General features: G+C 33.4%; 37 protein-coding genes. All 37 read left to right on the forward strand.

Annotated features, from left to right (window positions below):
* Positions 1 to 91: 91 nt before the first annotated feature.
* The 37 genes from tuf (at position 92) to truA (ending at position 21,005) form a co-directional block, all read left to right on the forward strand.
* Positions 92 to 1,285: an elongation factor Tu gene (gene tuf / locus KQI16_RS10105; protein ID WP_216434080.1), complete on the forward strand. Its 1,194-nt coding sequence runs from the start codon at positions 92 to 94 to the stop codon at positions 1,283 to 1,285.
* Positions 1,286 to 1,771: 486 nt separating this feature from the next.
* Complete coding sequence (gene rpsJ / locus KQI16_RS10110) at positions 1,772 to 2,080, forward strand: 30S ribosomal protein S10 (protein ID WP_216434102.1); 309 nt, start codon at positions 1,772 to 1,774, stop codon at positions 2,078 to 2,080.
* A gap of 74 nt (positions 2,081 to 2,154) precedes the next feature.
* Positions 2,155 to 2,784 carry a 50S ribosomal protein L3 gene (gene rplC, locus KQI16_RS10115; RefSeq protein WP_216434104.1) on the forward strand — a complete coding sequence of 210 codons (630 nt, stop codon included), beginning with the start codon at positions 2,155 to 2,157 and terminating at the stop codon, positions 2,782 to 2,784.
* A gap of 23 nt (positions 2,785 to 2,807) precedes the next feature.
* On the forward strand, positions 2,808 to 3,428 hold the full coding sequence (gene rplD / locus KQI16_RS10120) for a 50S ribosomal protein L4 (RefSeq protein WP_216434106.1): 621 nt from the start codon (positions 2,808 to 2,810) through the stop codon (positions 3,426 to 3,428).
* A complete protein-coding gene (rplW, locus tag KQI16_RS10125; RefSeq protein WP_216434108.1) occupies positions 3,428 to 3,718 on the forward strand; it encodes a 50S ribosomal protein L23 in 291 nt (96 codons plus the stop codon). Before rplD ends, rplW begins: the two co-directional genes overlap by 1 nt.
* Positions 3,719 to 3,783: 65 nt before the next feature.
* A complete protein-coding gene (rplB, locus tag KQI16_RS10130; RefSeq protein ID WP_216434110.1) occupies positions 3,784 to 4,617 on the forward strand; it encodes a 50S ribosomal protein L2 in 834 nt (277 codons plus the stop codon).
* Between the two features lie 64 nt (positions 4,618 to 4,681).
* On the forward strand, positions 4,682 to 4,966 hold the full coding sequence (rpsS, locus tag KQI16_RS10135) for a 30S ribosomal protein S19 (RefSeq protein WP_216434111.1): 285 nt from the start codon (positions 4,682 to 4,684) through the stop codon (positions 4,964 to 4,966).
* 21 nt (positions 4,967 to 4,987) lie between these two features.
* Positions 4,988 to 5,323 (forward strand): 50S ribosomal protein L22, encoded by a 336-nt coding sequence (gene rplV, locus KQI16_RS10140; protein WP_119864290.1) that lies wholly within the window; start codon positions 4,988 to 4,990, stop codon positions 5,321 to 5,323.
* A 17-nt stretch (positions 5,324 to 5,340) separates the two neighbouring features.
* On the forward strand, positions 5,341 to 6,012 hold the full coding sequence (gene rpsC / locus KQI16_RS10145) for a 30S ribosomal protein S3 (RefSeq protein ID WP_216434113.1): 672 nt from the start codon (positions 5,341 to 5,343) through the stop codon (positions 6,010 to 6,012).
* 17 nt (positions 6,013 to 6,029) lie between these two features.
* A complete protein-coding gene (rplP, locus tag KQI16_RS10150) occupies positions 6,030 to 6,464 on the forward strand; it encodes a 50S ribosomal protein L16 (protein ID WP_216434115.1) in 435 nt (144 codons plus the stop codon).
* Positions 6,464 to 6,676: a 50S ribosomal protein L29 gene (gene rpmC / locus KQI16_RS10155; RefSeq protein ID WP_119864293.1), complete on the forward strand. Its 213-nt coding sequence runs from the start codon at positions 6,464 to 6,466 to the stop codon at positions 6,674 to 6,676. The genes rplP and rpmC overlap by 1 nt, the downstream gene beginning before the upstream one ends.
* A 26-nt stretch (positions 6,677 to 6,702) precedes the next feature.
* On the forward strand, positions 6,703 to 6,957 hold the full coding sequence (gene rpsQ, locus KQI16_RS10160; protein ID WP_216434117.1) for a 30S ribosomal protein S17: 255 nt from the start codon (positions 6,703 to 6,705) through the stop codon (positions 6,955 to 6,957).
* A gap of 28 nt (positions 6,958 to 6,985) precedes the next feature.
* Positions 6,986 to 7,354, forward strand: a complete 369-nt coding sequence (gene rplN, locus KQI16_RS10165) for a 50S ribosomal protein L14 (protein WP_216434119.1) — start codon at positions 6,986 to 6,988, stop codon at positions 7,352 to 7,354.
* A 15-nt stretch (positions 7,355 to 7,369) separates the two neighbouring features.
* Positions 7,370 to 7,684, forward strand: coding sequence for a 50S ribosomal protein L24 (gene rplX / locus KQI16_RS10170; RefSeq protein WP_216434121.1), 315 nt, complete (start codon positions 7,370 to 7,372; stop codon positions 7,682 to 7,684).
* Positions 7,685 to 7,707: 23 nt separating this feature from the next.
* Positions 7,708 to 8,250 carry a 50S ribosomal protein L5 gene (rplE, locus tag KQI16_RS10175; RefSeq protein WP_216434123.1) on the forward strand — a complete coding sequence of 181 codons (543 nt, stop codon included), beginning with the start codon at positions 7,708 to 7,710 and terminating at the stop codon, positions 8,248 to 8,250.
* 15 nt (positions 8,251 to 8,265) lie between these two features.
* Positions 8,266 to 8,451: a type Z 30S ribosomal protein S14 gene (locus KQI16_RS10180; RefSeq protein ID WP_119864298.1), complete on the forward strand. Its 186-nt coding sequence runs from the start codon at positions 8,266 to 8,268 to the stop codon at positions 8,449 to 8,451.
* Between the two features lie 29 nt (positions 8,452 to 8,480).
* Entirely contained in the window at positions 8,481 to 8,879 is a 399-nt protein-coding gene (gene rpsH / locus KQI16_RS10185; RefSeq protein WP_119864299.1) for a 30S ribosomal protein S8, read from the forward strand.
* Positions 8,880 to 8,942: 63 nt separating this feature from the next.
* Entirely contained in the window at positions 8,943 to 9,485 is a 543-nt protein-coding gene (gene rplF, locus KQI16_RS10190) for a 50S ribosomal protein L6 (RefSeq protein ID WP_216434125.1), read from the forward strand.
* A 20-nt stretch (positions 9,486 to 9,505) separates the two neighbouring features.
* Positions 9,506 to 9,868, forward strand: coding sequence for a 50S ribosomal protein L18 (gene rplR, locus KQI16_RS10195; protein WP_216434128.1), 363 nt, complete (start codon positions 9,506 to 9,508; stop codon positions 9,866 to 9,868).
* A gap of 19 nt (positions 9,869 to 9,887) precedes the next feature.
* Positions 9,888 to 10,385 (forward strand): 30S ribosomal protein S5, encoded by a 498-nt coding sequence (rpsE, locus tag KQI16_RS10200; RefSeq protein WP_216434130.1) that lies wholly within the window; start codon positions 9,888 to 9,890, stop codon positions 10,383 to 10,385.
* 12 nt (positions 10,386 to 10,397) lie between these two features.
* Positions 10,398 to 10,577 (forward strand): 50S ribosomal protein L30, encoded by a 180-nt coding sequence (rpmD, locus tag KQI16_RS10205; RefSeq protein WP_216434132.1) that lies wholly within the window; start codon positions 10,398 to 10,400, stop codon positions 10,575 to 10,577.
* A 20-nt stretch (positions 10,578 to 10,597) separates the two neighbouring features.
* Positions 10,598 to 11,038 (forward strand): 50S ribosomal protein L15, encoded by a 441-nt coding sequence (gene rplO, locus KQI16_RS10210; protein ID WP_216434135.1) that lies wholly within the window; start codon positions 10,598 to 10,600, stop codon positions 11,036 to 11,038.
* 1 nt (position 11,039) lies between these two features.
* Positions 11,040 to 12,314 (forward strand): preprotein translocase subunit SecY, encoded by a 1,275-nt coding sequence (secY, locus tag KQI16_RS10215; RefSeq protein ID WP_216434137.1) that lies wholly within the window; start codon positions 11,040 to 11,042, stop codon positions 12,312 to 12,314.
* 22 nt (positions 12,315 to 12,336) lie between these two features.
* The gene (locus KQI16_RS10220; protein WP_216434139.1) at positions 12,337 to 12,987 is read left to right on the forward strand and encodes an adenylate kinase; all 651 of its coding nucleotides are present in this window, start codon (positions 12,337 to 12,339) and stop codon (positions 12,985 to 12,987) included.
* Positions 12,987 to 13,736: a type I methionyl aminopeptidase gene (gene map, locus KQI16_RS10225; RefSeq protein ID WP_216434141.1), complete on the forward strand. Its 750-nt coding sequence runs from the start codon at positions 12,987 to 12,989 to the stop codon at positions 13,734 to 13,736. Before KQI16_RS10220 ends, map begins: the two co-directional genes overlap by 1 nt.
* An 82-nt stretch (positions 13,737 to 13,818) precedes the next feature.
* Positions 13,819 to 14,100 carry a KOW domain-containing RNA-binding protein gene (locus KQI16_RS10230; protein ID WP_216434143.1) on the forward strand — a complete coding sequence of 94 codons (282 nt, stop codon included), beginning with the start codon at positions 13,819 to 13,821 and terminating at the stop codon, positions 14,098 to 14,100.
* 7 nt (positions 14,101 to 14,107) lie between these two features.
* Complete coding sequence (gene infA, locus KQI16_RS10235) at positions 14,108 to 14,326, forward strand: translation initiation factor IF-1 (protein ID WP_119864309.1); 219 nt, start codon at positions 14,108 to 14,110, stop codon at positions 14,324 to 14,326.
* A 42-nt stretch (positions 14,327 to 14,368) separates the two neighbouring features.
* Positions 14,369 to 14,482 carry a 50S ribosomal protein L36 gene (gene rpmJ / locus KQI16_RS10240; RefSeq protein ID WP_003373491.1) on the forward strand — a complete coding sequence of 38 codons (114 nt, stop codon included), beginning with the start codon at positions 14,369 to 14,371 and terminating at the stop codon, positions 14,480 to 14,482.
* 240 nt (positions 14,483 to 14,722) lie between these two features.
* Positions 14,723 to 15,088, forward strand: a complete 366-nt coding sequence (gene rpsM / locus KQI16_RS10245) for a 30S ribosomal protein S13 (protein WP_216434145.1) — start codon at positions 14,723 to 14,725, stop codon at positions 15,086 to 15,088.
* A gap of 15 nt (positions 15,089 to 15,103) precedes the next feature.
* Positions 15,104 to 15,496, forward strand: coding sequence for a 30S ribosomal protein S11 (gene rpsK / locus KQI16_RS10250; protein WP_119864311.1), 393 nt, complete (start codon positions 15,104 to 15,106; stop codon positions 15,494 to 15,496).
* Positions 15,497 to 15,520: 24 nt separating this feature from the next.
* Complete coding sequence (rpsD, locus tag KQI16_RS10255) at positions 15,521 to 16,141, forward strand: 30S ribosomal protein S4 (protein WP_216434147.1); 621 nt, start codon at positions 15,521 to 15,523, stop codon at positions 16,139 to 16,141.
* 101 nt (positions 16,142 to 16,242) lie between these two features.
* The gene (locus tag KQI16_RS10260; protein WP_216434149.1) at positions 16,243 to 17,190 is read left to right on the forward strand and encodes a DNA-directed RNA polymerase subunit alpha; all 948 of its coding nucleotides are present in this window, start codon (positions 16,243 to 16,245) and stop codon (positions 17,188 to 17,190) included.
* Between the two features lie 14 nt (positions 17,191 to 17,204).
* On the forward strand, positions 17,205 to 17,546 hold the full coding sequence (gene rplQ / locus KQI16_RS10265) for a 50S ribosomal protein L17 (protein ID WP_119864314.1): 342 nt from the start codon (positions 17,205 to 17,207) through the stop codon (positions 17,544 to 17,546).
* A gap of 219 nt (positions 17,547 to 17,765) precedes the next feature.
* Entirely contained in the window at positions 17,766 to 18,599 is an 834-nt protein-coding gene (locus KQI16_RS10270; protein ID WP_286173061.1) for an energy-coupling factor transporter ATPase, read from the forward strand.
* Positions 18,584 to 19,450, forward strand: coding sequence for an energy-coupling factor transporter ATPase (locus KQI16_RS10275; RefSeq protein WP_216434153.1), 867 nt, complete (start codon positions 18,584 to 18,586; stop codon positions 19,448 to 19,450). Before KQI16_RS10270 ends, KQI16_RS10275 begins: the two co-directional genes overlap by 16 nt.
* Before the next feature lie 5 nt (positions 19,451 to 19,455).
* On the forward strand, positions 19,456 to 20,259 hold the full coding sequence (locus KQI16_RS10280; RefSeq protein WP_216434155.1) for an energy-coupling factor transporter transmembrane component T family protein: 804 nt from the start codon (positions 19,456 to 19,458) through the stop codon (positions 20,257 to 20,259).
* Between the two features lie 11 nt (positions 20,260 to 20,270).
* Positions 20,271 to 21,005 (forward strand): tRNA pseudouridine(38-40) synthase TruA, encoded by a 735-nt coding sequence (gene truA, locus KQI16_RS10285; protein WP_216434157.1) that lies wholly within the window; start codon positions 20,271 to 20,273, stop codon positions 21,003 to 21,005.
* Positions 21,006 to 21,162: the final 157 nt, after the last annotated feature.

Below are 21,162 nucleotides of genomic sequence, written 5' to 3' on the forward strand. Positions count from 1 at the left end.
ATTTATGTTAAATGTAGAAAATTCACGGATAATTAGATATAATAACCAAGAAGGTTAATATAAATATATTTCCATAAAGGAGGATTTTACAATGGCAAAATCAAAATTCGAAAGAAGTAAACCACACGTAAACATTGGTACAATCGGTCACGTAGACCATGGTAAGACAACATTAACAGCTGCAATAACAACTGTTTTATCAAAGAAAGGATATGCAGAAGCATTTGACTATGCATCAATCGATAAAGCACCAGAAGAAAAAGAAAGAGGAATCACAATAAATACATCTCACGTAGAATACCAAACAGACAACAGACACTATGCGCATGTTGACTGTCCAGGACACGCTGACTACGTTAAGAACATGATCACTGGAGCTGCACAAATGGACGGAGCTATCCTAGTTGTTTCAGCAGCAGACGGTCCAATGCCACAAACAAGAGAACATATACTACTAGCATCAAGAGTTGGTGTTGATTACATAGTAGTATTCTTAAATAAGGCAGATATGGTAGACGACGAAGAATTATTAGAATTAGTTGAAATGGAAGTTAGAGAATTATTAAATGAATACAACTTCCCAGGAGACGATATTCCAATAATTAAGGGATCAGCTCTACAAGCATTAGAAAACCCAACAGATCCACAAGCAACAGCTTGTATATTAGAACTTATGGAAGCAGTAGATAACTACATTCCAACTCCAGAAAGAGCAACAGATAAGCCATTCTTAATGCCAGTAGAAGACGTATTTACAATCACTGGTAGAGGAACAGTTGCAACAGGAAGAGTTGAAAGCGGAGTTCTTAAGCTAAGCGACGAAGTTGAAATAGTTGGATTAACAGAAGAAAGCAGAAAGACAGTAGTAACAGGAATAGAAATGTTCAGAAAGTTACTAGATGAAGCACAAGCAGGAGATAACGTAGGGGTTCTATTAAGAGGTATCCAAAGAACTGACATCGAAAGAGGTCAAGTATTAGCAAAACCAGGTTCAGTAAAACCTCACCAAAAATTCGTAGGTCAAGTATACGTACTTAAGAAAGAAGAAGGTGGAAGACATACTCCATTCTTCGATGGATATAGACCACAATTCTACTTCAGAACAACAGACGTCACTGGTACAATCAAATTACCAGAAGGAATGGAAATGGTTATGCCAGGAGACCACATTGATATGAACGTTGAATTAATCACTCCAGTTGCAATGGATGAAGGATTAAGATTCGCTATCAGAGAAGGTGGAAGAACTGTAGGTTCAGGAGTTGTTACTAAGATAGTTGAATAATTATTTTAGAAATAACTTTAAAATAATTAATTTATAATAAAATGAATATATATTCAATAAATAAGAAAATGTGATCACATTGAGAGGGTAGAGGGACGCTTCTACCCTCTTATTTTATACTTATAAAAAATAAGATAATAAAGAAATTTTGTCTATCGATTACAATAAAAATAGCTATTGAAAAAAGTATAAAATAAAGATAGAATATAAACGTTGAATTAAAGATATAACTAAATACAAAATTATAAAAAAGTGTTGAAAAAAATAAATAAAAATAGTATAATGTAATAGTTGTATAGCAAACAGTGATGAATCAAGAGGTTGCCGGACTTCCGGGTAAATTCTTGATGAGCATGTTAGGATCTAGAATCCAACGACAGGGATTGTATAAACGTGGTATTATTTATGAAACACCAGGAACAGTTTATAGAATATCCGCTGTTGTGCGTTAGAAGTAAAGCGTACATGAAAAGGAGGGAAACCAAGATGTCAAAACAAAAAATAAGAATCAGATTAAAGGCTTTTGATCACACAATATTAGATCAATCAGCTGAAAAAATCGTTGAAACAGCTAAGTCAACAGGAGCAAAGGTTTCAGGACCAGTTCCACTACCAACAGAAAAAGATGTTGTAACAATATTAAGAGCTGTTCACAAGTACAAAGATTCTAGAGAACAATTCGAAATCAGAACACACAAGAGATTAATCGACATAGTTAATCCATCACCAAAAACTGTTGATGCATTAATGAGATTAAACTTACCAGCAGGTGTTGATATCGAAATCAAACTATAATTACAAGAAATAAATAACATTTAAACTGTTAAGACTGCAATGCAGTCCGCTGATATGTTTAGGAGGTGTAATACATGAAAAAAGCTATATTAGGAAAGAAGATAGGAATGACTCAAATCTTCGATGCAAGTGGAAAAGTTGTTCCAGTAACAGTAGTAGAAGCTGGCCCATGTGTTGTTGTTCAAAAGAAAACTGTTGAAAAAGACGGTTATGATGCAATACAAGTAGGCTTCGGCGACATAAGAGAAAAATTAGTTAACAAGCCTATGAAGGGTCACTATGCAAAAGCTGGTGTTTCTTTAAAGAGAAGACTTAAAGAATTTAGATTAGAAGACTGCTCTGCTTATGAAGTAGGTCAAGAAATTAAAGTTGACATATTTGAAGCTGGAGAAAAAGTTGACGTATCTGGAGTTTCTAAAGGTAAGGGATTCCAAGGTGTTATTAAGAGATGGAATGCTAATAGAGGACCAATGTCTCACGGTTCTAAGTTCCACAGAGCTGTAGGTTCTATGGGAGCTTCATCAGATCCATCAAGAACATTTAAGAACAAGAAAATGCCAGGACATATGGGAGCTGTTAATACAACAGTACTTAACCTAGAAGTAGTTAAGGTTATACCTGAAAAAAACTTAATACTTATAAAGGGTGGTATCCCAGGTCCAAATAAAGGCACAGTAGTAATAAGAAACGCAGTTAAAGCTTAATTGTGTAGAAAGGAGGAAACAGGATGCCTACAGTAGGATTATTCAATCAAGAAGGAAAACAAATTGGAGATATCCAATTAAATGATAAAGTGTTCGGAGTTGAAGTTAACGCTGATGCAATTCATCAAGTTGTAGTAGCTTTATTAGCTAATAAAAGACAAGGAACTCAATCAGCTAAAACTAGAGCTGAAGTTAGAGGAGGCGGAATTAAGCCTTGGAGACAAAAAGGAACTGGTAGAGCAAGACAAGGTTCTATAAGAGCTCCACAATGGGTAAAAGGTGGTGTTGTATTCGCACCAAAGCCAAGAGATTACAGAATGTCAGTGCCAAAGAGCATGAGAAGAGTAGCTATGAAGTCTGCTTTAACTAGCAAGGTTCAAGACGGACAAATGATCGTACTTGACTCATTAACTCTAGAAGCACCAAAGACTAAGGATATGGTTCAAGTATTAAAGGCTTTTGATGCAAAGAAAGCTTTAATAGTAACAGCAGAAGCTAATGAAGTACTATACAAATCAACTAGAAATATTGCTGGAGTTAATATAATACCAGCTAACAACATCAATGTTTATGATTTATTAAAAGCTGACAAATTAATCATAACTAAGGATGCTGTATCAAAAATTGAGGAGGTGTACGCATAATGACAAGCTATGATATCATAAGAAAGCCTGTTATCACTGAAAAAAGCATGAATGCTATGGCTGACAAAAAGTACACTTTCATAGTTCAAATTAACGCTAATAAAGTTCAAATTAAAAGAGCTGTAGAAGAGATTTTCGGTGTTAAGGTTAAAGATGTTCAAACCATGAGAACTATGGGAAAAACAAAGAGAATGGGCGTACATGTAGGAAAGAGAGCAGACTTCAAGAAGGCAATTGTTACTTTAACTGAAGATAGTAAGAATATAGAATTCTTTGAAGGAATGCAATAAAGCATAGAAAAGCGTATTATTGGCATTAGAATGCCAGAGAAGCTAAAGTTAGGAGGGAATTTACAATGGCAGTTAAAAAGTTTAAGCCAACTACTGCATCAAGAAGACATATGACTATGGCTACTTTTGAAGAAATAACTACAGATCAACCAGAAAAGTCACTTCTTGTTACATTAAAGAAAAATGCAGGTAGAAATGCACAAGGTAAGATAACTGTTAGACACCATGGTGGTGGAGCTAAGAGAAAATATAGAATTATAGACTTTAAGAGAAATAAGGATGGTATTCCAGCAAAGGTTGCTACAATAGAATACGATCCAAACAGAACAGCATACATTGCTTTAGTAGTATATGCTGATGGTGAAAAGAGATATATAATAGCACCAGTTGGATTAAAAGTTGGTGATGTTATAGTATCAGGACCAGATGCTGATATTAAGGAAGGAAACGCTCTTCCATTAAGAAACATACCAGTGGGTACTTTTATTCACAACATAGAATTACAAGCTGGAAAAGGTGCTCAATTAGTAAGATCAGCAGGAGCATCTGCTCAATTAATGGCTAAAGAAGGTGACTATGCAACATTAAGATTACCTTCAGGTGAAATGAGATATGTAAGACTTGAATGTAGAGCAACTATAGGTCAAGTTTCAAATACTACTAACGCTATTATCAATATTGGTAAAGCTGGTAGAAAGAGACATATGGGATGGAGACCTACAGTAAGAGGTTCTGTAATGAACCCTAATGATCACCCTCACGGTGGTGGTGAAGGTAAGTCACCAATCGGTAGACCAAGTCCAGTTACTCCATGGGGTAAACCAGCACTTGGATACAAGACTAGAAAGACTAAGAAGTATTCTGATAGATTCATAATAAAGAGAAGAAACGATAAGTAGCAGAAGAGAATATAATTCTCTTCATGGCTTGTCATCCTAAAGATTATGAAGGGAGGCAAATATAGTGAGTAGATCAATTAAAAAAGGACCATTTGTACATGAAGGACTTTTAAAGAAAATCGAAGAAATGAATGCTAGTGGAGATAAAAAGGTTATTAAAACTTGGTCAAGAAGTTCAACAATATTTCCACAAATGATAGGTCATACAATCGCTGTTCATGATGGAAGAAAGCATGTTCCAGTTTATATTACAGAAGATATGGTTGGACATAAGCTTGGTGAGTTCGTTTTAACAAGAACTTATAGAGGACACGATTACGACGAAAAAGCAGCTAAAAAAAGAAAGTAATCCGAGAAAGGAGGAACATAAATGGAAGCTAGAGCTATAGCTAAATATGTTAGAATGTCTCCAACTAAAGTAGGAGTAGTTCTTGATTTAATAAGAGGAAAGAATATTCAAGAGGCTTTCGCTATCTTACAATACACTCCAAAAGAAGCAGCCGTTGCTATAAATAAAGTATTAAAATCAGCTGTTGCTAATGCTGAAAACAATCATGATATGGATGTTGAAAAATTATACGTAGCAGAAGCATATGTTGGAGCTGGTCCAATATTAAAGAGATATAGACCAATGGATCACGGAAAAGCATTTAGAATTAACAAAAGAACAAGTAATATAACACTTGTAGTTAAAGAAAGAGCTTAAAAGAAGGAGGGAAATAAATGGGTCAAAAAGTACATCCTCATGGACTTAGAGTAGGAGTTATCAAAGATTGGGATGCAAAATGGTACGCTGATAAGAAAAACTTTGCTGATAACCTAATCGAAGATAACAAAATAAGAGAATTCATTAAGAAGGAACTTTACTCAGCTGGTATCGCAAAAATCGAAATAGAGAGAGCAGCTAAAAGAGTTAAAGTTAACATATATACTGCTAAACCAGGTGTTATAATTGGAAAAGGTGGAGCAGGAATAGAAACATTAAAAGCAAAATTAGCTAAAATAGTTTCTGATAATAAAAATATATTAATTAACATAGTAGAAGTTAAAAATGTTGAAACAAATGCTCAATTAGTAGCTGAAAATATAGCTGCTCAACTTGAAAAGAGAATATCATTCAGAAGAGCTATGAAGCAAAGCATTCAAAGAGCTATGAAACTTGGAGCTAAGGGTATTAAAACTGCTTGCTCAGGTAGATTAGGCGGAGCTGAAATGGCAAGAACTGAATCATATCATGAAGGAACTATCCCACTACAAACTTTAAGAGCAGATATAGATTATGGATTTGCTGAAGCTGATACAACATATGGAAAAATCGGTGTTAAAGTTTGGATATATAATGGAGAAGTTCTTCCAACTAAAAAAGTTGAAGAAAAGGAAGAAATTAACGCATAAGAAAGGAGGACTTAGTCATGTTAATGCCTAAAAGAGTTAAGCGTCGTAAGGTTCAACGTGGTAGAATGAAAGGAAAAGCTACTAGAGGTAACTTCCTAGCATATGGAGATTTTGGTATTCAAGCAAAGGAATGTGGTTGGATAAAGAGTAATCAAATAGAATCTGCCAGAATTGCAATAAATAGATATATAAGAAGAGGAGGAAAACTTTGGATAAAGATTTTCCCAGATAAGCCAGTAACTCAAAAAGCTGCTGGAACAAGAATGGGTTCTGGTAAAGGTAATCCAGAATACTGGGTTGCAGTAGTTAAGCCTGGTAGAGTTTTATTTGAGTTATCAGGGGTTAATGAAGAAGTTGCAAGAGAAGCAATGAGACTTGCATCACATAAGCTTCCTGTTAAGACTAAATTCGTAACAAGAAGAGATTTTGAGGAAATGGGTGGTGAAGAATAATGAAGGCTAGAGAATTAAAAGAGTTAAGAGCAAGTAATCCTCAAGATTTAAAGGTTAAATTAAATGACCTAAAGGCTGAATTATTCAACTTAAGATTCCAATTAGCTACAGGTCAATTAGAAAATCCTATGAGAATTAAAGAAGTAAAGAAATCTATAGCCCAAATCAAAACCATCATTAGAGAAGAAGAGATCAGGGCTTTCGAACAGTAGAAGCTGAAAGGAGGTAACCCTTAACAATGGAAAGAGGATTAAGGAAAAAGAGAATAGGTAAAGTTGTTTCAGATAAAATGGATAAAACAATAGTTGTTGCCGTTGAAACAAAAGTTAAACATCCGCTATATGGAAAAATTGTTAACAGAACAACTAAGTTTAAGGCTCATGATGAAAATAATGAAGCTAGAATAAATGATAAAGTATTAATTATGGAAACTAGACCATTATCTAAAGATAAGAGATGGAGACTTGTTGAAATAGTTGAGAGAGCTAAATAAGCTTTAATACTGAAAGGAGGGTAATTCAATGATACAACAACAATCCTTATTAAAGGTAGCTGATAACTCAGGTGCTAAAGAAATAATGTGCATTAGAGTATTAGGTGGATCAAATAGAAAGTTCGGTAACATTGGAGATGTAATAGTTGCTAGCGTTAAAAGTGCAACACCAGGCGGAGTTGTTAAAAAAGGTGACGTTGTAAAAGCTGTTATAGTTAGATCTGTAAGAGGAGTAAGAAGAGCTGATGGTTCATACATAAAGTTTGATGAAAATGCAGCTGTTATAATAAAAGATGATAAGCAACCAAGAGGAACTCGTATTTTCGGACCAGTTGCTAGGGAGCTAAGAGATAATGAATTTTATAAAATTTTATCATTAGCGCCAGAAGTTCTATAAGAGGAGGTGTCTTACTTGAAGGTACATGTTAGAAAGAACGATACGGTAGTAGTGATTTCTGGAAAAGATAAGGGAAAAACTGGAGAAGTTTTGAAAGTATATCCTAAGACAGGAAAAGTTATTGTTCAAGGAGTTAATATAATAAAGAAACATCAAAAGCCAAATAGAGCTAATGTTGAAGGCGGAATAATAGAAAGAGAAGCAGCTATATATAGCTCAAAGGTAATGTTATACTGCACAAAATGTAAGAATGCTACAAGAATTAGCAATAAAATTTTAGAAGACGGTACAAAAGTTAGAGTTTGCAAAAAGTGTGGAGAAACATTCTAAAATCTGAAAGGAGGTACTAAATAATGACAACAAGACTTCAAGAAAAGTATGAAAAAGAAGTAGTTCCAGCTATGATTGAAAAGTTCGGATATAAAAATATAATGGAAGTTCCAAGGCTTGAAAAAATAGTTATCAACATGGGAGTTGGTGAAGCTAAGGACAATCAAAAATTCCTAGAAGCTGCAGTTAATGATTTAACTATAATTGCAGGACAAAAGCCAATCTTAACAAGAGCAAAGAAATCAGTTGCTAACTTCAAGTTAAGAGAAAACATGGCAATAGGATGTAAGGTTACATTAAGAAAGAGAAAAATGTATGAATTTGCAGATAAATTCATGACAATAGCTCTACCAAGAGTAAGAGACTTCAGAGGAGTTTCAAGTAAATCCTTCGATGGAAGAGGAAACTATTCAATAGGAGTTAAAGAACAATTAATATTCCCAGAAATAGAATACGATAAAATCGATAAGGTTAGAGGAATGGATATAATCTTCGTTACAACTGCAAAGACTGACGAAGAAGCAAGAGAATTATTAAGATTCCTTGGAATGCCATTCGCTCAATAATAAGGAGGGAAAACTGTGGCACGTAAGGCTATTATTGAAAAGTGGAAAAAAGAACCAAAATATAAAACAAGAGCTTATACAAGATGCAGAATATGTGGAAGACCACATGCAGTATTAAGAAAATATGGTGTATGCCGTATTTGCTTTAGAGAACTTGCTTATAAAGGTGAAATCCCTGGTTGCAAGAAAGCAAGCTGGTAATACTAAAGTAGTGAAAGGAGGCACATTAAATGGTTATGACAGATCCTATCGCAGATTTGCTAACACGTGTTAGAAATGCAAATGCTGCTAGACATGAAGTAGTAGAAGTTCCTTCATCAAATATTAAGAAAGCAATAGCAGAAATATTATTACAAGAAGGATATATTAAAGAATTAGAGGAATATAGCGATGGAGTAGTTCCAATGCTAAGAATTACTCTTAAATATGGAGCAGATAAAGAAAGAGTAATAACTGGAATAAAGAGAATATCTAAGCCAGGTCTTAGAATTTACTGCAAGAAAGATGAAATTCCAAAGGTACTTAACGGACTAGGAATTGCAATAATATCAACATCAAAAGGATTATTAGTTGATAGAGAAGCAAGAAAAGTTGGCTTAGGCGGAGAAGTTATCTGCTACGTTTGGTAATTTTAAATAAGGAAATTGACTTTATTAACATATAACGGAACAAGTAAAACAGGAGGTGCGATTATGTCAAGAATAGGTAGATTACCTATAGCTATACCTGCAGGAGTAACAGTAGAAGTTTCAGCAGATAATGTTGTTACAGCAAAAGGACCTAAAGGTCAACTTGTTAAAGCTATGCATAAAGATATGAATATAGCAGTAGTAGACAATCAAGTTGTTGTAACTAGACCTAGTGATAACAAAGAACACAAGGCTCTTCACGGTTTAACTAGAACATTAATAAATAACATGATAATCGGCGTTGAAAAGGGATTTGAAAAAACACTAGAATTAGTTGGTGTTGGTTATAGAGCTCAATTACAAGGAAAGAAGCTTGTAATGAACTTAGGATTTTCACATCCAGTAGAAATTGAACCAGTTGATGGAGTAACATTTGAAACTCCTTCAGCAACAAAAGTTGTTGTAAAAGGTATAGACAAAGAATTAGTTGGAGATGTTGTGGCTGATATAAGATCATGGAGAAAACCTGAACCATATAAGGGCAAGGGAATTAAGTTCGAAAATGAAGTTATCAGACGTAAAGAAGGAAAAACTGGTAAGAAATAATAGAAAGGAGTGAAACCTCTATGTTCAAGAAGGTAGACAAGAACAGCAAAAGAGCAAAACGTCACCTAAGAGTACGTAAAAAAGTATTTGGTACAGCTGAAAGACCAAGACTTTCAGTTTATAGAAGTGAAAAGAATATATATGCTCAAATCATAGATGATGTTAAGGCAGTAACTTTAGTTTCAGCTTCATCATTAGATAAGTCATTAAACTTAAAAGTTGGTGGAAATAAGGAAGCTGCTAAATTAGTTGGAGAATTAATAGCTAAAAAAGCATTAGAAAAGGGAATTACTGAAGTGGTATTCGATAGAGGCGGTTATGTATATCACGGAAGAGTTCAAACTTTAGCAGAAGCTGCTAGAGAAGCAGGCTTAAAATTCTAATAAACAAGGAGGGAAATAAATGAGAATCGATCCTAGCACACTAGACCTTAAGGAAAAGGTAGTAAGCATAAACAGAGTAACTAAGGTTGTTAAGGGTGGTAGAAACTTCAGATTCAGCGTACTAGTTGTTGTTGGTGACGAAAACGGACACGTAGGCGTTGGAAGTGGAAAGTCAATAGAAATCCCAGAAGCAATAAGAAAAGGAATAGAAGACGCTAAGAAACATTTAGTAAGTGTTGCAATAGTTGATGGTACTGTTCCTCATTCAATATATGGAAAATTCGGAACTGGAAAAGTTCTTATAATGCCAGCTAAAGAAGGTACAGGAGTTATCGCTGGAGGTCCAGCTAGAACTGTATTAGAATTAGCAGGATTAAAGGATGTTAGAGCTAAGTCATTAGGTTCAAACAATCCTAAAAACATGGTAAATGCAACTATTAACGGTTTAGCAAACTTAAGAACAGCTGAAGAAATAGCTAGATTAAGAGGCAAAACTGTTGAAGAAATACTAGGTTAGGAGGGGAAAGCAATGGCAAAAATTAAAGTAACTCTAGTAAAGAGCTTAATCGGAAGAAAAAGAGACCAAATTGCTACTGCACAAGCCCTTGGACTAAATAAAATCGGTAAGACAGTAGAACATGAAGATACTCCTCAAATCAGAGGAATGATAAATAAAGTTAGCTATTTATTGAAAGTAGAAGAAATTTAGTAAGAGGAGGTGCTTGAGTAATGAAACTTCATGAATTAAGACCAGCAGCTGGAAGTAGAAAAGCTCCTAAAAGAGTTGGTAGAGGTACTGGTTCAGGTTTAGGTAGAAACGCTGGTAAAGGTGAAAAAGGTCAAAATGCTAGATCAGGTGGCGGTGTAAGACCTGGCTTCGAAGGAGGTCAAATGCCACTATACAGAAGACTTCCTAAGAGAGGATTTACTAACATATTTGCTAAGGAAATTGTTAGCATAAATGTTGATAGATTAAATATATTTGAAAACGGAACTGTTGTTACACCTGAACTATTACTTGAAAGAAGAGTAATAAGCAAGGTTAAGGACGGAGTTAAAATCTTAGGTAACGGTACTTTAGAGAAAAGCTTAACTGTTAAAGGATGCAAGTTCTCAAAATCAGCTGCAGAAAAAATAGAAGCAGCTGGAGGAAAAGTAGAGGTGGTTTAGTATGCTATCAACCCTACGAAATGCCTGGAAGGTTCCCGAATTAAAGAAAAAATTCCTATGGACTATATTATTAATTGCAATTTTCAGGATAGGAACGCACATTCCTGTTCCTGGAATTAGCAAAGAAGTCTTAGAAAGTTTAGCACAAAGCGGAACTTTGTTTGGTTTTTATGATTTAATATCAGGAGGAGCTTTTAGTCAATTTAGTATATTGGCTTTAGGAGTAACACCTTATATTAATGCATCGATAATAGTGCAACTATTGACTATTGCAGTACCATCTCTAGAACAATTATCAAAAGAAGGTCAAGAAGGAAGAAAGAAAATTCAAAATATAACAAGAATCTTATCTATATTTATTGGGTTTATATTGGCTTTCGGAACTTATAATTTGGCAGCTTCAAGAGGAGCTACACAAGACGGTGGTTTTAGTCAAATCATTGTTGTATTAATATCATTAGTTGCGGGATCAACTTTTTCAATGTGGTTAGGAGATCAGATAACAGCTAAAGGATTTGGAAATGGAACATCAATATTAATTTTCGTAAATATTGTGTCTCAGTTACCGGTGACTTTAATGTCATTATATACATTAAAAAGTATAGGAAAGATCACTATCGTAGAAATATTGCTGTTTGTGTTATTTATGTTAATAATGTTAGTAGCATCTGTATTCTTCTCATTAGCAGAAAGAAGAATTCCAGTGCAATATGCAGGAAAAGCTGTTGGAAATAAAGTTATGCGTGCACAAAATACCCATATACCAATAAGTATAATAGGGTCTGCAGTTATAGCTATAATATTTTCATCATCAGTTATGATGTTCCCTGCTACACTAGCTCAATTTTTCCCAAATAGCAAGGTATTGGCTAGTCTAACAACAAGTAAGTATAGTTTATTTAATAGAGGAACATGGTTATATGCAGTTGTATATTCTTTATTGACTATATTCTTTACTTGGTTCTATACACAAATTACAATGAAACCTGATGAAATGGCAGAAAACTTACATAAGTCAGCAGGTTTTGTACCTGGAATCAGACCAGGAAATGCAACTGAAAAATATTTCGAAAAACTACTTACTAAAGTATCAATAATAGGTGGATTATTTGCAGCTGTTTTAGCAGTACTACCTATATTAATGTCAAATACAAATTTACAAGGAATTCAATTTGGTGGTACATCATTATTAATTATGGTAGGAGTTGGACTTGATTTTTCAAGACAATTAGACTCACAATTAATTATGAGACATTATCAAGGATTCTTAAAATAGTTTAATAATGGAGATGATGCCCGTGAAGATAGTATTATTAGGTCCTCCTGGAGCAGGGAAAGGAACACAGGCAAAATCAATTAGTAATAGATACTCAATACCTCATATTTCAACTGGAGATATTTTTAGAAAGAATATTTCAGAGAATACTCCTTTAGGAATAGAAGCTAAGAAATACATCGATAAAGGTCAATTAGTACCTGATGAAGTTACAATTAATATGGTTAAGGATAGACTTCAAGAAGATGATTGTAAAAGTGGGTTCTTATTAGATGGATTTCCTAGAACTGTAATTCAAGCAGAAGCTCTACAAGAATTTTTATCTGAAAGAGATGAAAATCTTGATACTGCATTACTGATTGAAGTGCCAACAGAGTTTATTTTAGAAAGAATGACAGGAAGAAGAGTTTGTCCATCGTGTGGAGCTAGCTATCACATAAAATATAATCCACCTATCCATTCAGATAAGTGTGATGTTTGTGGAAGTGATATCATTCAAAGAAAAGATGACTCGGAGGAAACAGTATCTGAAAGATTAGATGTGTATAAGAAACAAACACAACCACTAATTGATTTTTATAAAGAAAGAAACTTACTTTCAGTTGTAGATGGAACAAAGGCTATTAATGAAGTTTTTGAAGGTATTTGTGCCTTATTAGGAGATATAAAATAATGATTTTCATTAAAAAAGATAAAGAAATTGAGCTAATGAGGTTGGCTGGAAGAATAGTAGCCGAAACATTATTATTGATTGAAGAAAAAGTAAGGCCAGGAATAACTACTGCTGAATTAGATAAAATTGCAGAAGAATTTATAACTAAGCATGGAGCTAAACCTTCCTTTAAGGGCTTATACGGCTTTCCAGCTTCATTATGTATATCTGTAAATGAGCAAGTTGTTCATGGAATCCCAGGAAAATATGTATTAAAAGATGGAGATATAGTTAGTGTAGATTGTGGTGCGTTTCTTAATGGCTTTCATGGAGATGCTGCGAGAACTTTTGCAGTAGGAAATGTAACAGAGGAAGCTAGTAAGTTAATTAAAGTAACTAAAGAAAGTTTCTTTAAAGGCATTGAAAAAGCTAAAGTAGGTAATAGACTTACTGATATATCACATGAAATACAAAAGTACGTAGAAGCTGCTGGTTTCTCAGTGGTAAGAGAATTCGTGGGACACGGTATAGGAAGATCTCTGCATGAGGATCCAGATATACCAAATTACGGTAGGCCAGGTAAAGGTCCTAAATTAGTAGAAGGAATGGCTTTGGCCATTGAGCCTATGGTTAACGTAGGGAACTATAAAGTTAGAACATTAAATGATAACTGGACTGTAGTAACTAGTGATAGCAGTTTATCTGCTCATTACGAGAACACTATTGTAGTTTTACCAGATGGACCAGAAATATTAACACTGATTGAATAAGTGTTGCTTAGTTATAAATTAACATGATACCACAAGAGTGGCTTGTAGATTTATGACTAAGGTAATCATTGAGGTGAAAAGTTTGCAAAACAATGACTTGATTGGAAAAGTAGTTCTTTCAAAAGCAGGAAGAGACAAAGATCATTTATATGTAATAGTAGATGTATTAAATGATAAATATGTTCTTCTGAGCAATGGGAATACAAAAACAGTTCAGATGCCTAAACGTAAGAGTTTAAAACATTTAAAAGTTTTAAATAATGTAGATGATGAGATTAAAGAATCTATCATATCAAAAGATAGAGGTACTGATTTAAAAATAAAGAGATTTCTAAAACTTAAAGGCATTGTTAAGGAGGGTTGATTACCTTATGTCAAAAGATGATGTAATTGAAATGCAAGGTACAGTACTAGAAGCATTGCCAAATGCTATGTTCCAAGTAGAACTTGAAAGCGGGCATAAGATTCTAGCACATATATCCGGAAAATTAAGAATGAACTTCATAAGAATTCTTCCAGGAGATAAGGTTACAATAGAACTTTCTCCATATGACTTAACAAGAGGTAGAATTACGTGGAGAGAAAAATAAACAAATACTAAACGCTACAAAGTTTTACAAGGAGGGTTAGCGATGAAAGTAAGACCATCAGTTAAGCCTATTTGCGAAAAGTGCAAAGTTATAAAGAGAAAAGGAAGAGTAATGGTTATCTGTGAAAATCCTAAGCACAAGCAAAAACAAGGCTAATACAATAAAAGTATAGGCAAAAAAAGTATTATATTCCTATATGAATTTTATTGACTTTTAACTTAAAGTCAAATATGATTATATAGGCATTTATTTAACGATAAATAAATATTAGGTGCGGCTGACAGTAGAGTAAGACTCTACTGACCTAGTTTTTATTATATAAATACACAAAATCTGAAAAATAAAAAACATTAATTAAAATTGTTTTTAGTTCAATACCAGGAGGTGTAAGTTTTAATGGCAAGAATTTCAGGCGTAGACCTACCAAAGGAAAAAAGAGTTGAAATAGGTCTAACATATATATATGGAATAGGACTTTCTACTTCACATAAGATATTAGCAGCAACAGGAATAAATCCTGATACAAGAGTTAAGGATCTTACTGAAGATGAAGTAACAAAGATAAGAGAATATGTAAAGACATTAACAATCGAAGGCGATTTAAGAAGAGAAGTAGCATTAAACATTAAGAGATTAGTGGAAATCGGATGTTACAGAGGAATAAGACATAGAAAAGGGCTTCCAGTTAGAGGTCAAAGAACTAAGACTAACGCTAGAACAAGAAAAGGTCCTAAGAAGACTATAGCAAACAAGAAGAAATAGTTAGGAGGGAATTTAATGGCTCAGAAAGTTAAGAAAACTAGAAGAAGAAAAGAAAGAAAGAATGTTGAGCATGGCGCAGCACATATTTCTTCAACATTCAACAACTCAATAGTTACTTTAACTGATGCAAGAGGAAATGCTTTATCATGGTCAAGCGCAGGAGCTTTAGGCTTCAGAGGGTCAAGAAAGAGTACTCCTTATGCAGCTCAAATGGCAGCAGAAACTGCAGCTAAAGCAGCTATGGAACATGGATTAAAGAGTATAGAAGTATATGTAAAGGGACCAGGAGCTGGAAGAGAAGCAGCTATCAGATCTTTACAAGCAGCAGGATTAGAAGTAACTTTAATTAAAGATGTTACTCCAATCCCACACAACGGATGTAGACCACCAAAGAGAAGAAGAGTCTAGTATTCATATAGGAGGTGTAATTTAATGGCAAGATATACTGGAGCTACATGCAGATTATGTAGAAGAGAAGGTATGAAACTATTCCTTAAAGGGGATAGATGTTATACAGATAAGTGTGCTTTTGTTAGAAGAAGCTATGCACCAGGACAACACGGAGCAGCAAGAAAGAAATTATCTAACTATGGAGTACAATTAAGAGAAAAGCAAAAAGCAAGAAGAATTTACGGATTATTAGAAGGCCAATTCAGAAATTACTATGAAAAGGCTGATCACATGAGAGGAATCACAGGGGAAAACCTATTAAAATTACTAGAAATGAGATTAGATAACGTTGTTTACAGACTAGGTTATGGTTCTTCAAGACCAGAAGCTAGACAATTAGTAAACCATGGACATTTCTTAGTAAATGGTAAGAGAGTTAATATCCCATCATATCAAGTTTCTGTTAATGATGTAATAACAGTAGCTGAAAAGAGCAGAGGCTCTGAAAAGTTCAAGACATTTATTGAAAATCCTAAGACATTACCAAAATGGTTAGAAGCTGATGTTGAAAATTATACAGGTAGAGTAGTTGCTGAGCCTTCAAGAGAAGACATTGATAGCCCAATTAACGAAACTCTAATTGTCGAATTATACAGCAAGTAATAGTTTAGTATTTGTATTGTTAAGATTTCTCTTGCGATATAAATATTTAAGCGTTGCCCTCAGAGTAAAGTTGCCATTTAATATATAAGGAGGGTTTGTGCATGTTAGAAATAGAAAAGCCAGTTATAGAGTGTACAGAAGTAAATGAAAATGGTACTTATGGTAAGTATGTTATTGAACCACTTGAAAGAGGATATGGTATAACTCTTGGAAATGCTTTAAGAAGAATACTTTTATCTTCCCTTCCAGGAGTTGCTCCTACATCTGTTAAGATAGATGGAGTATTACATGAATTCTCAACTGTACATGGAGTTAAGGAAGATGTAACAGAGTTAATTCTTAACATAAAATCTTTAGCATTAACTATGAATGGTGAAGGTCCAAAGACTATTTATATAGATGCTAAAGGGCCTGGTGAAGTTACAGGTGCTGATATAAAAACTGATGGAGATGTAGAGGTAGTAAATAAAGATCTTCACATCGCTACGTTAGATGAAGACGGTAAGTTATATATGGAGATAACTGTTAACAAAGGAAGAGGATATGTAACTCAAAGTAAAAACAAGAGTGAAGATCTTCCAATATCATCAATAGCAGTAGATTCAATATATACACCAGTAAAAAGAGTTAATTTTACTGTTGAAAATACAAGAGTAGGTCAAATTACTGACTACGATAAATTAACTTTAGAAATTTGGACTAACGGAACTATAAAAATTGATGAGGCTATAAGCTTATCAGCAAAAATACTTATAGAACACTTAAAACTATTTATGTCATTAGGTGATAGTACTAATGATGTAGAAATCATGATAGAAAAAGAAGAAGACAAGAAAGAAAAAGTACTAGAAATGACTGTAGAAGAACTAGATTTATCTGTTAGATCTTATAACTGCCTAAAGAGAGCAGGAATTAATACAGTTCAAGAACTTGCCTCAAAATCAATGGAAGATATGATGAAGGTAAGAAATCTAGGAAAGAAATCTTTAGAGGAAGTCGAAAGAAAGCTTAGGGAGCTAAACTTAAGTTTAAGACAAAACGATGAGTAAGGAGGTAAATCCACATGGCAGGTTATCGTAAACTAGGTCGTTCTACTGACCAAAGAAAAGCTATGTTAAGAAGCCTTGTAACTGGACTTTTAAAACATGGTAAGATAGAAACTACAGAAACTAGAGCTAAAGAAACTAGAAAATTAGCTGAAAAGATGATCACTTTAGCAAAAAGAGGTGACCTTCACGCTAGAAGACAAGTTTTAGCTTTTGTTACTGAAGAAGAAGTAGTTGCAAACCTATTTGACAACATTGCTCCAAAATATGCTGAAAGAAATGGTGGATACACTAGAATCTTAAAGATGGGTCCAAGAAGAGGGGACGGAGCTGAAGTTGTTATACTTGAATTAGTATAATATATTAGGGGATTAAGCAGAGCTTAGTCCCCATTTTCACATATAAAAAGTACTAAATAGTTAAATATTATATGAGAATCTATAAAATTTTCCAAAATCCATTGTAATAGTTTGAAGGTATATTATAATATTCTTATATTTAATGTATATACAGTATAGATTTTGATATAATATTTAAGCATAGTGGCAGATTGGAGGAATATATAAGTGAAAGAAGCAATGATTAGCTGCAACAATGTGTCTTATAAATATAGAGCTAATGAAAATGAAGAAGAAAAATATGCAGTAAATGGCGTTACTTTTAAAGTAGAAAAGGGAGAATTCCTTGTCATTTTAGGCCATAACGGCTCAGGTAAATCAACAATAGCAAAACATATGAACGCACTATTATTACCAACTGAAGGAACAGTAGTAGTTGATGGATTAGATACTTCAAATTCAGAATATTTATGGGAAATTAGAGCAAAGGCAGGCATGGTTTTTCAAAATCTAGATAATCAATTAGTTGCTACAATTGTAGAAGAAGATGTTGCTTTTGGACCTGAGAATTTGGGAATAGATCCTAAAGAAATAAGAGAAAGAGTTGATGATAGTTTAAAGAAAGTTGGTATGTATGAATATAGAAAGCATGCTCCTCATTTACTTTCAGGAGGTCAAAAGCAAAGAATAGCTCTTGCAGGAATATTAGCAATGCAGCCAGATTGTATAATATTAGATGAACCAACAGCTATGCTTGATCCGTCAGGTAGAAGGGATGTATTAAATTATATTAAAGAAGTAAATGAGAAATATGGTATTACTATTATATTAATTACTCATTATATGGATGAAGCAGCACAAGCAGATAGATTAATAGTTATGGATAATGGCAAAATAATCTTAGAAGGAAAGCCTAGAGAAGTTTTTTCTAATGTAAAAAAAATGAAAGAACTTGGCTTAGATGTTCCACAAGTAACAGAACTATGTTATGAATTAAGAAAAGAAGGTATAAATATAAATACAAATATTTTAAATGTAGATGAGATGGTGAATGCATTATGTCAATTAAGATAGAAAATTTAGTACATGTATATATGCCAAAATCACCTTTTGAGAAAGTGGCATTAAATAATGTTAATTTAGAAATAAATGATGGAGAATTTGTAGCTTTAATAGGCCATACTGGCTCTGGAAAATCAACTTTGATACAGCATATGAATGGATTATTAAGTCCAACTTCAGGGAAAATAATAATAGATGGTATTGATATTACTAATAAGGATGTTAAGCTTTCAGATATAAGAAAAAAAGTGGGATTAGTATTCCAATATCCAGAGTATCAGTTGTTTGAAGAAACAATAGAAAAAGATATAGAATTTGGACCTAGAAATTTAGGATTAGATGATGCAGAGATAACAAGAAGAGTTAAAAGAGCTATGAATATTGTAGGCTTGGACTACGAAACTTATAAGGATAAATCTCCTTTTGATTTGAGTGGTGGACAAAAAAGAAGGGTAGCAATTGCAGGAGTAATTGCAATGGAACCAAAAACTCTAATATTAGATGAACCAACTGCTGGATTAGATCCAAAGGGAAGGGATGATATTTTAAATCAAATCAAAATCCTTCATGAGGAGTATAAAATGACAATTATTATAGTTAGTCACAGCATGGAGGATGTTGCTAATATAGCAGAAAGAGTAATTGTAATGAATCATGGAGAGGTTGCTCTTCAAGGAAAACCTCAAGAAGTATTTGTAGAAGTAGAAAAACTAGAAAAAATGGGGCTTGCAGTACCACAAGTAACCTACCTTATGAAAAAACTAAAAAATAAGGGCTTTGATGTAAGTACCAAGGTATATACCATAGAGCAAGCAAAAGAAGAACTACTAAAACTTCTAAAATCAAACATATCTAGGGGGTAACAAAATTGATAAAAGATATAACTATAGGTCAATATATACCTGGGGAAACCTTTGTTCATAAGTTAGATCCTAGGACAAAAATACTATTAACTATACTATATATAGTATCCTTATTTATAGTAGATAAATTTATTGGATATATATTAATTGTAGGATTTTTAGCATTAACAGTATGGGCGGCAAAGCTTCCAGTTAGATATTTACTCAAAGGGATAAAACCAGTACTTTTTTTAATAATTTTTACTGCTGTATTGAATATATTTATGGTTAAGGGTACTTTAGATAATTTAATATTTCAATATGGGGTTATAAAAATATATAAAGAAGGTCTTCTAACAGCAGCCTTTATGGCTTTAAGACTAATTTTCTTAATTATGAGTACTTCAGTTTTAACACTTACAACATCCCCTATTGAATTAACAGATGCAATAGAAAGGCTTCTTAAGCCAATAGGAAAAGAAATAGCCCATGAATTGGCTATGATGATGACAATTGCTTTAAGATTTATTCCAACTCTAATGGATGAAACAGATAAGATTATGATGGCTCAAAAAGCAAGGGGAGCAGATTTTGATAATGGTGGATTAATGCAAAAGGCAAAGAGCTTAATACCATTGCTTGTCCCTCTATTTGTAAGCTCCCTTAGAAGAGCAGATGAACTTGCAATGGCGATGGAATCAAGAGCTTATAGAGGTGGGGCAGGAAGGACTAGAATGAAGCAATTAAAATTTACAAGCAATGATTTACTTTCCTTTGGTTTATTTTCAATTTTATTTATAGGAGCTTTATTAGTAAGATTCTATTTATAAAAGGTGAAATAATGAGAAATATAAAATTAACAATAGAATATGATGGAACAAATTATTTAGGATGGCAAAAGCAAAAAAATGGAGAAACTATACAGGGAAAGTTGGAGGAAGCTATAAGTCTTTTAACAAAGGAAGAAGTTGAACTAATAGGCAGTTCTAGAACTGATAGGGGAGTTCATGCTAAGGCCTTTGTGGCTAATTTTAAAACTAAGAGCACAATACCTGCTGATAAATTTAGAGAGGCCATAAATCATAAATTACCAGAGGACATTGTTATTATAAAATCAGAAGAGGTAGATATAAATTTTCATTCAAGATATGATGCTAAGGGGAAAACTTATTCCTATAGTATTATTAATAGAGAGATTTACCCAGCAATAGGAAGAAATTATCTTTATCATGTAAAGAAACAATTAGATATAAGCTCTATGAAGGAAGCTTGCAAATATTTTGTTGGAACTTACGATTTTTCAGCTTTTAAAAGTAGTGGAAGCTCTGTTAAGACATCTGTGAGAACAATAAAAGATCTTCATATAGAAGAGGAAGATAGAATAATAAAAATTTATGTTACTGGTGATGGTTTTTTATATAATATGGTTAGAATTATTGTAGGAACCTTATTAATGGTTGGAAACAACAAAATTAAGCCAGAAGAGATAACAAATATTATAGAAAGTAAAGATAGGCAAAAAGCTGGAATTTGTGTTCCAGCAAGGGGTTTAACCCTGGAAAAAGTATATTATTAACATAAAAAAATAATTATAAAGAGTATTGACACACCCGTAAGCGTGTATTATAATAATGTATGTTTGTTAGAATAATTTATGTATATAAGATCCACTAGCCCCGGGTCTTGACATAAAAGCAGTACTTAAAGAAAAGTAGAGCACAAATGTAAGTTCA

The sequence above is a fragment of the Caproiciproducens sp. MSJ-32 genome, assembly GCF_018918055.1.
Taxonomy (GTDB): Bacteria; Bacillota; Clostridia; order Clostridiales; family Clostridiaceae; genus Clostridium.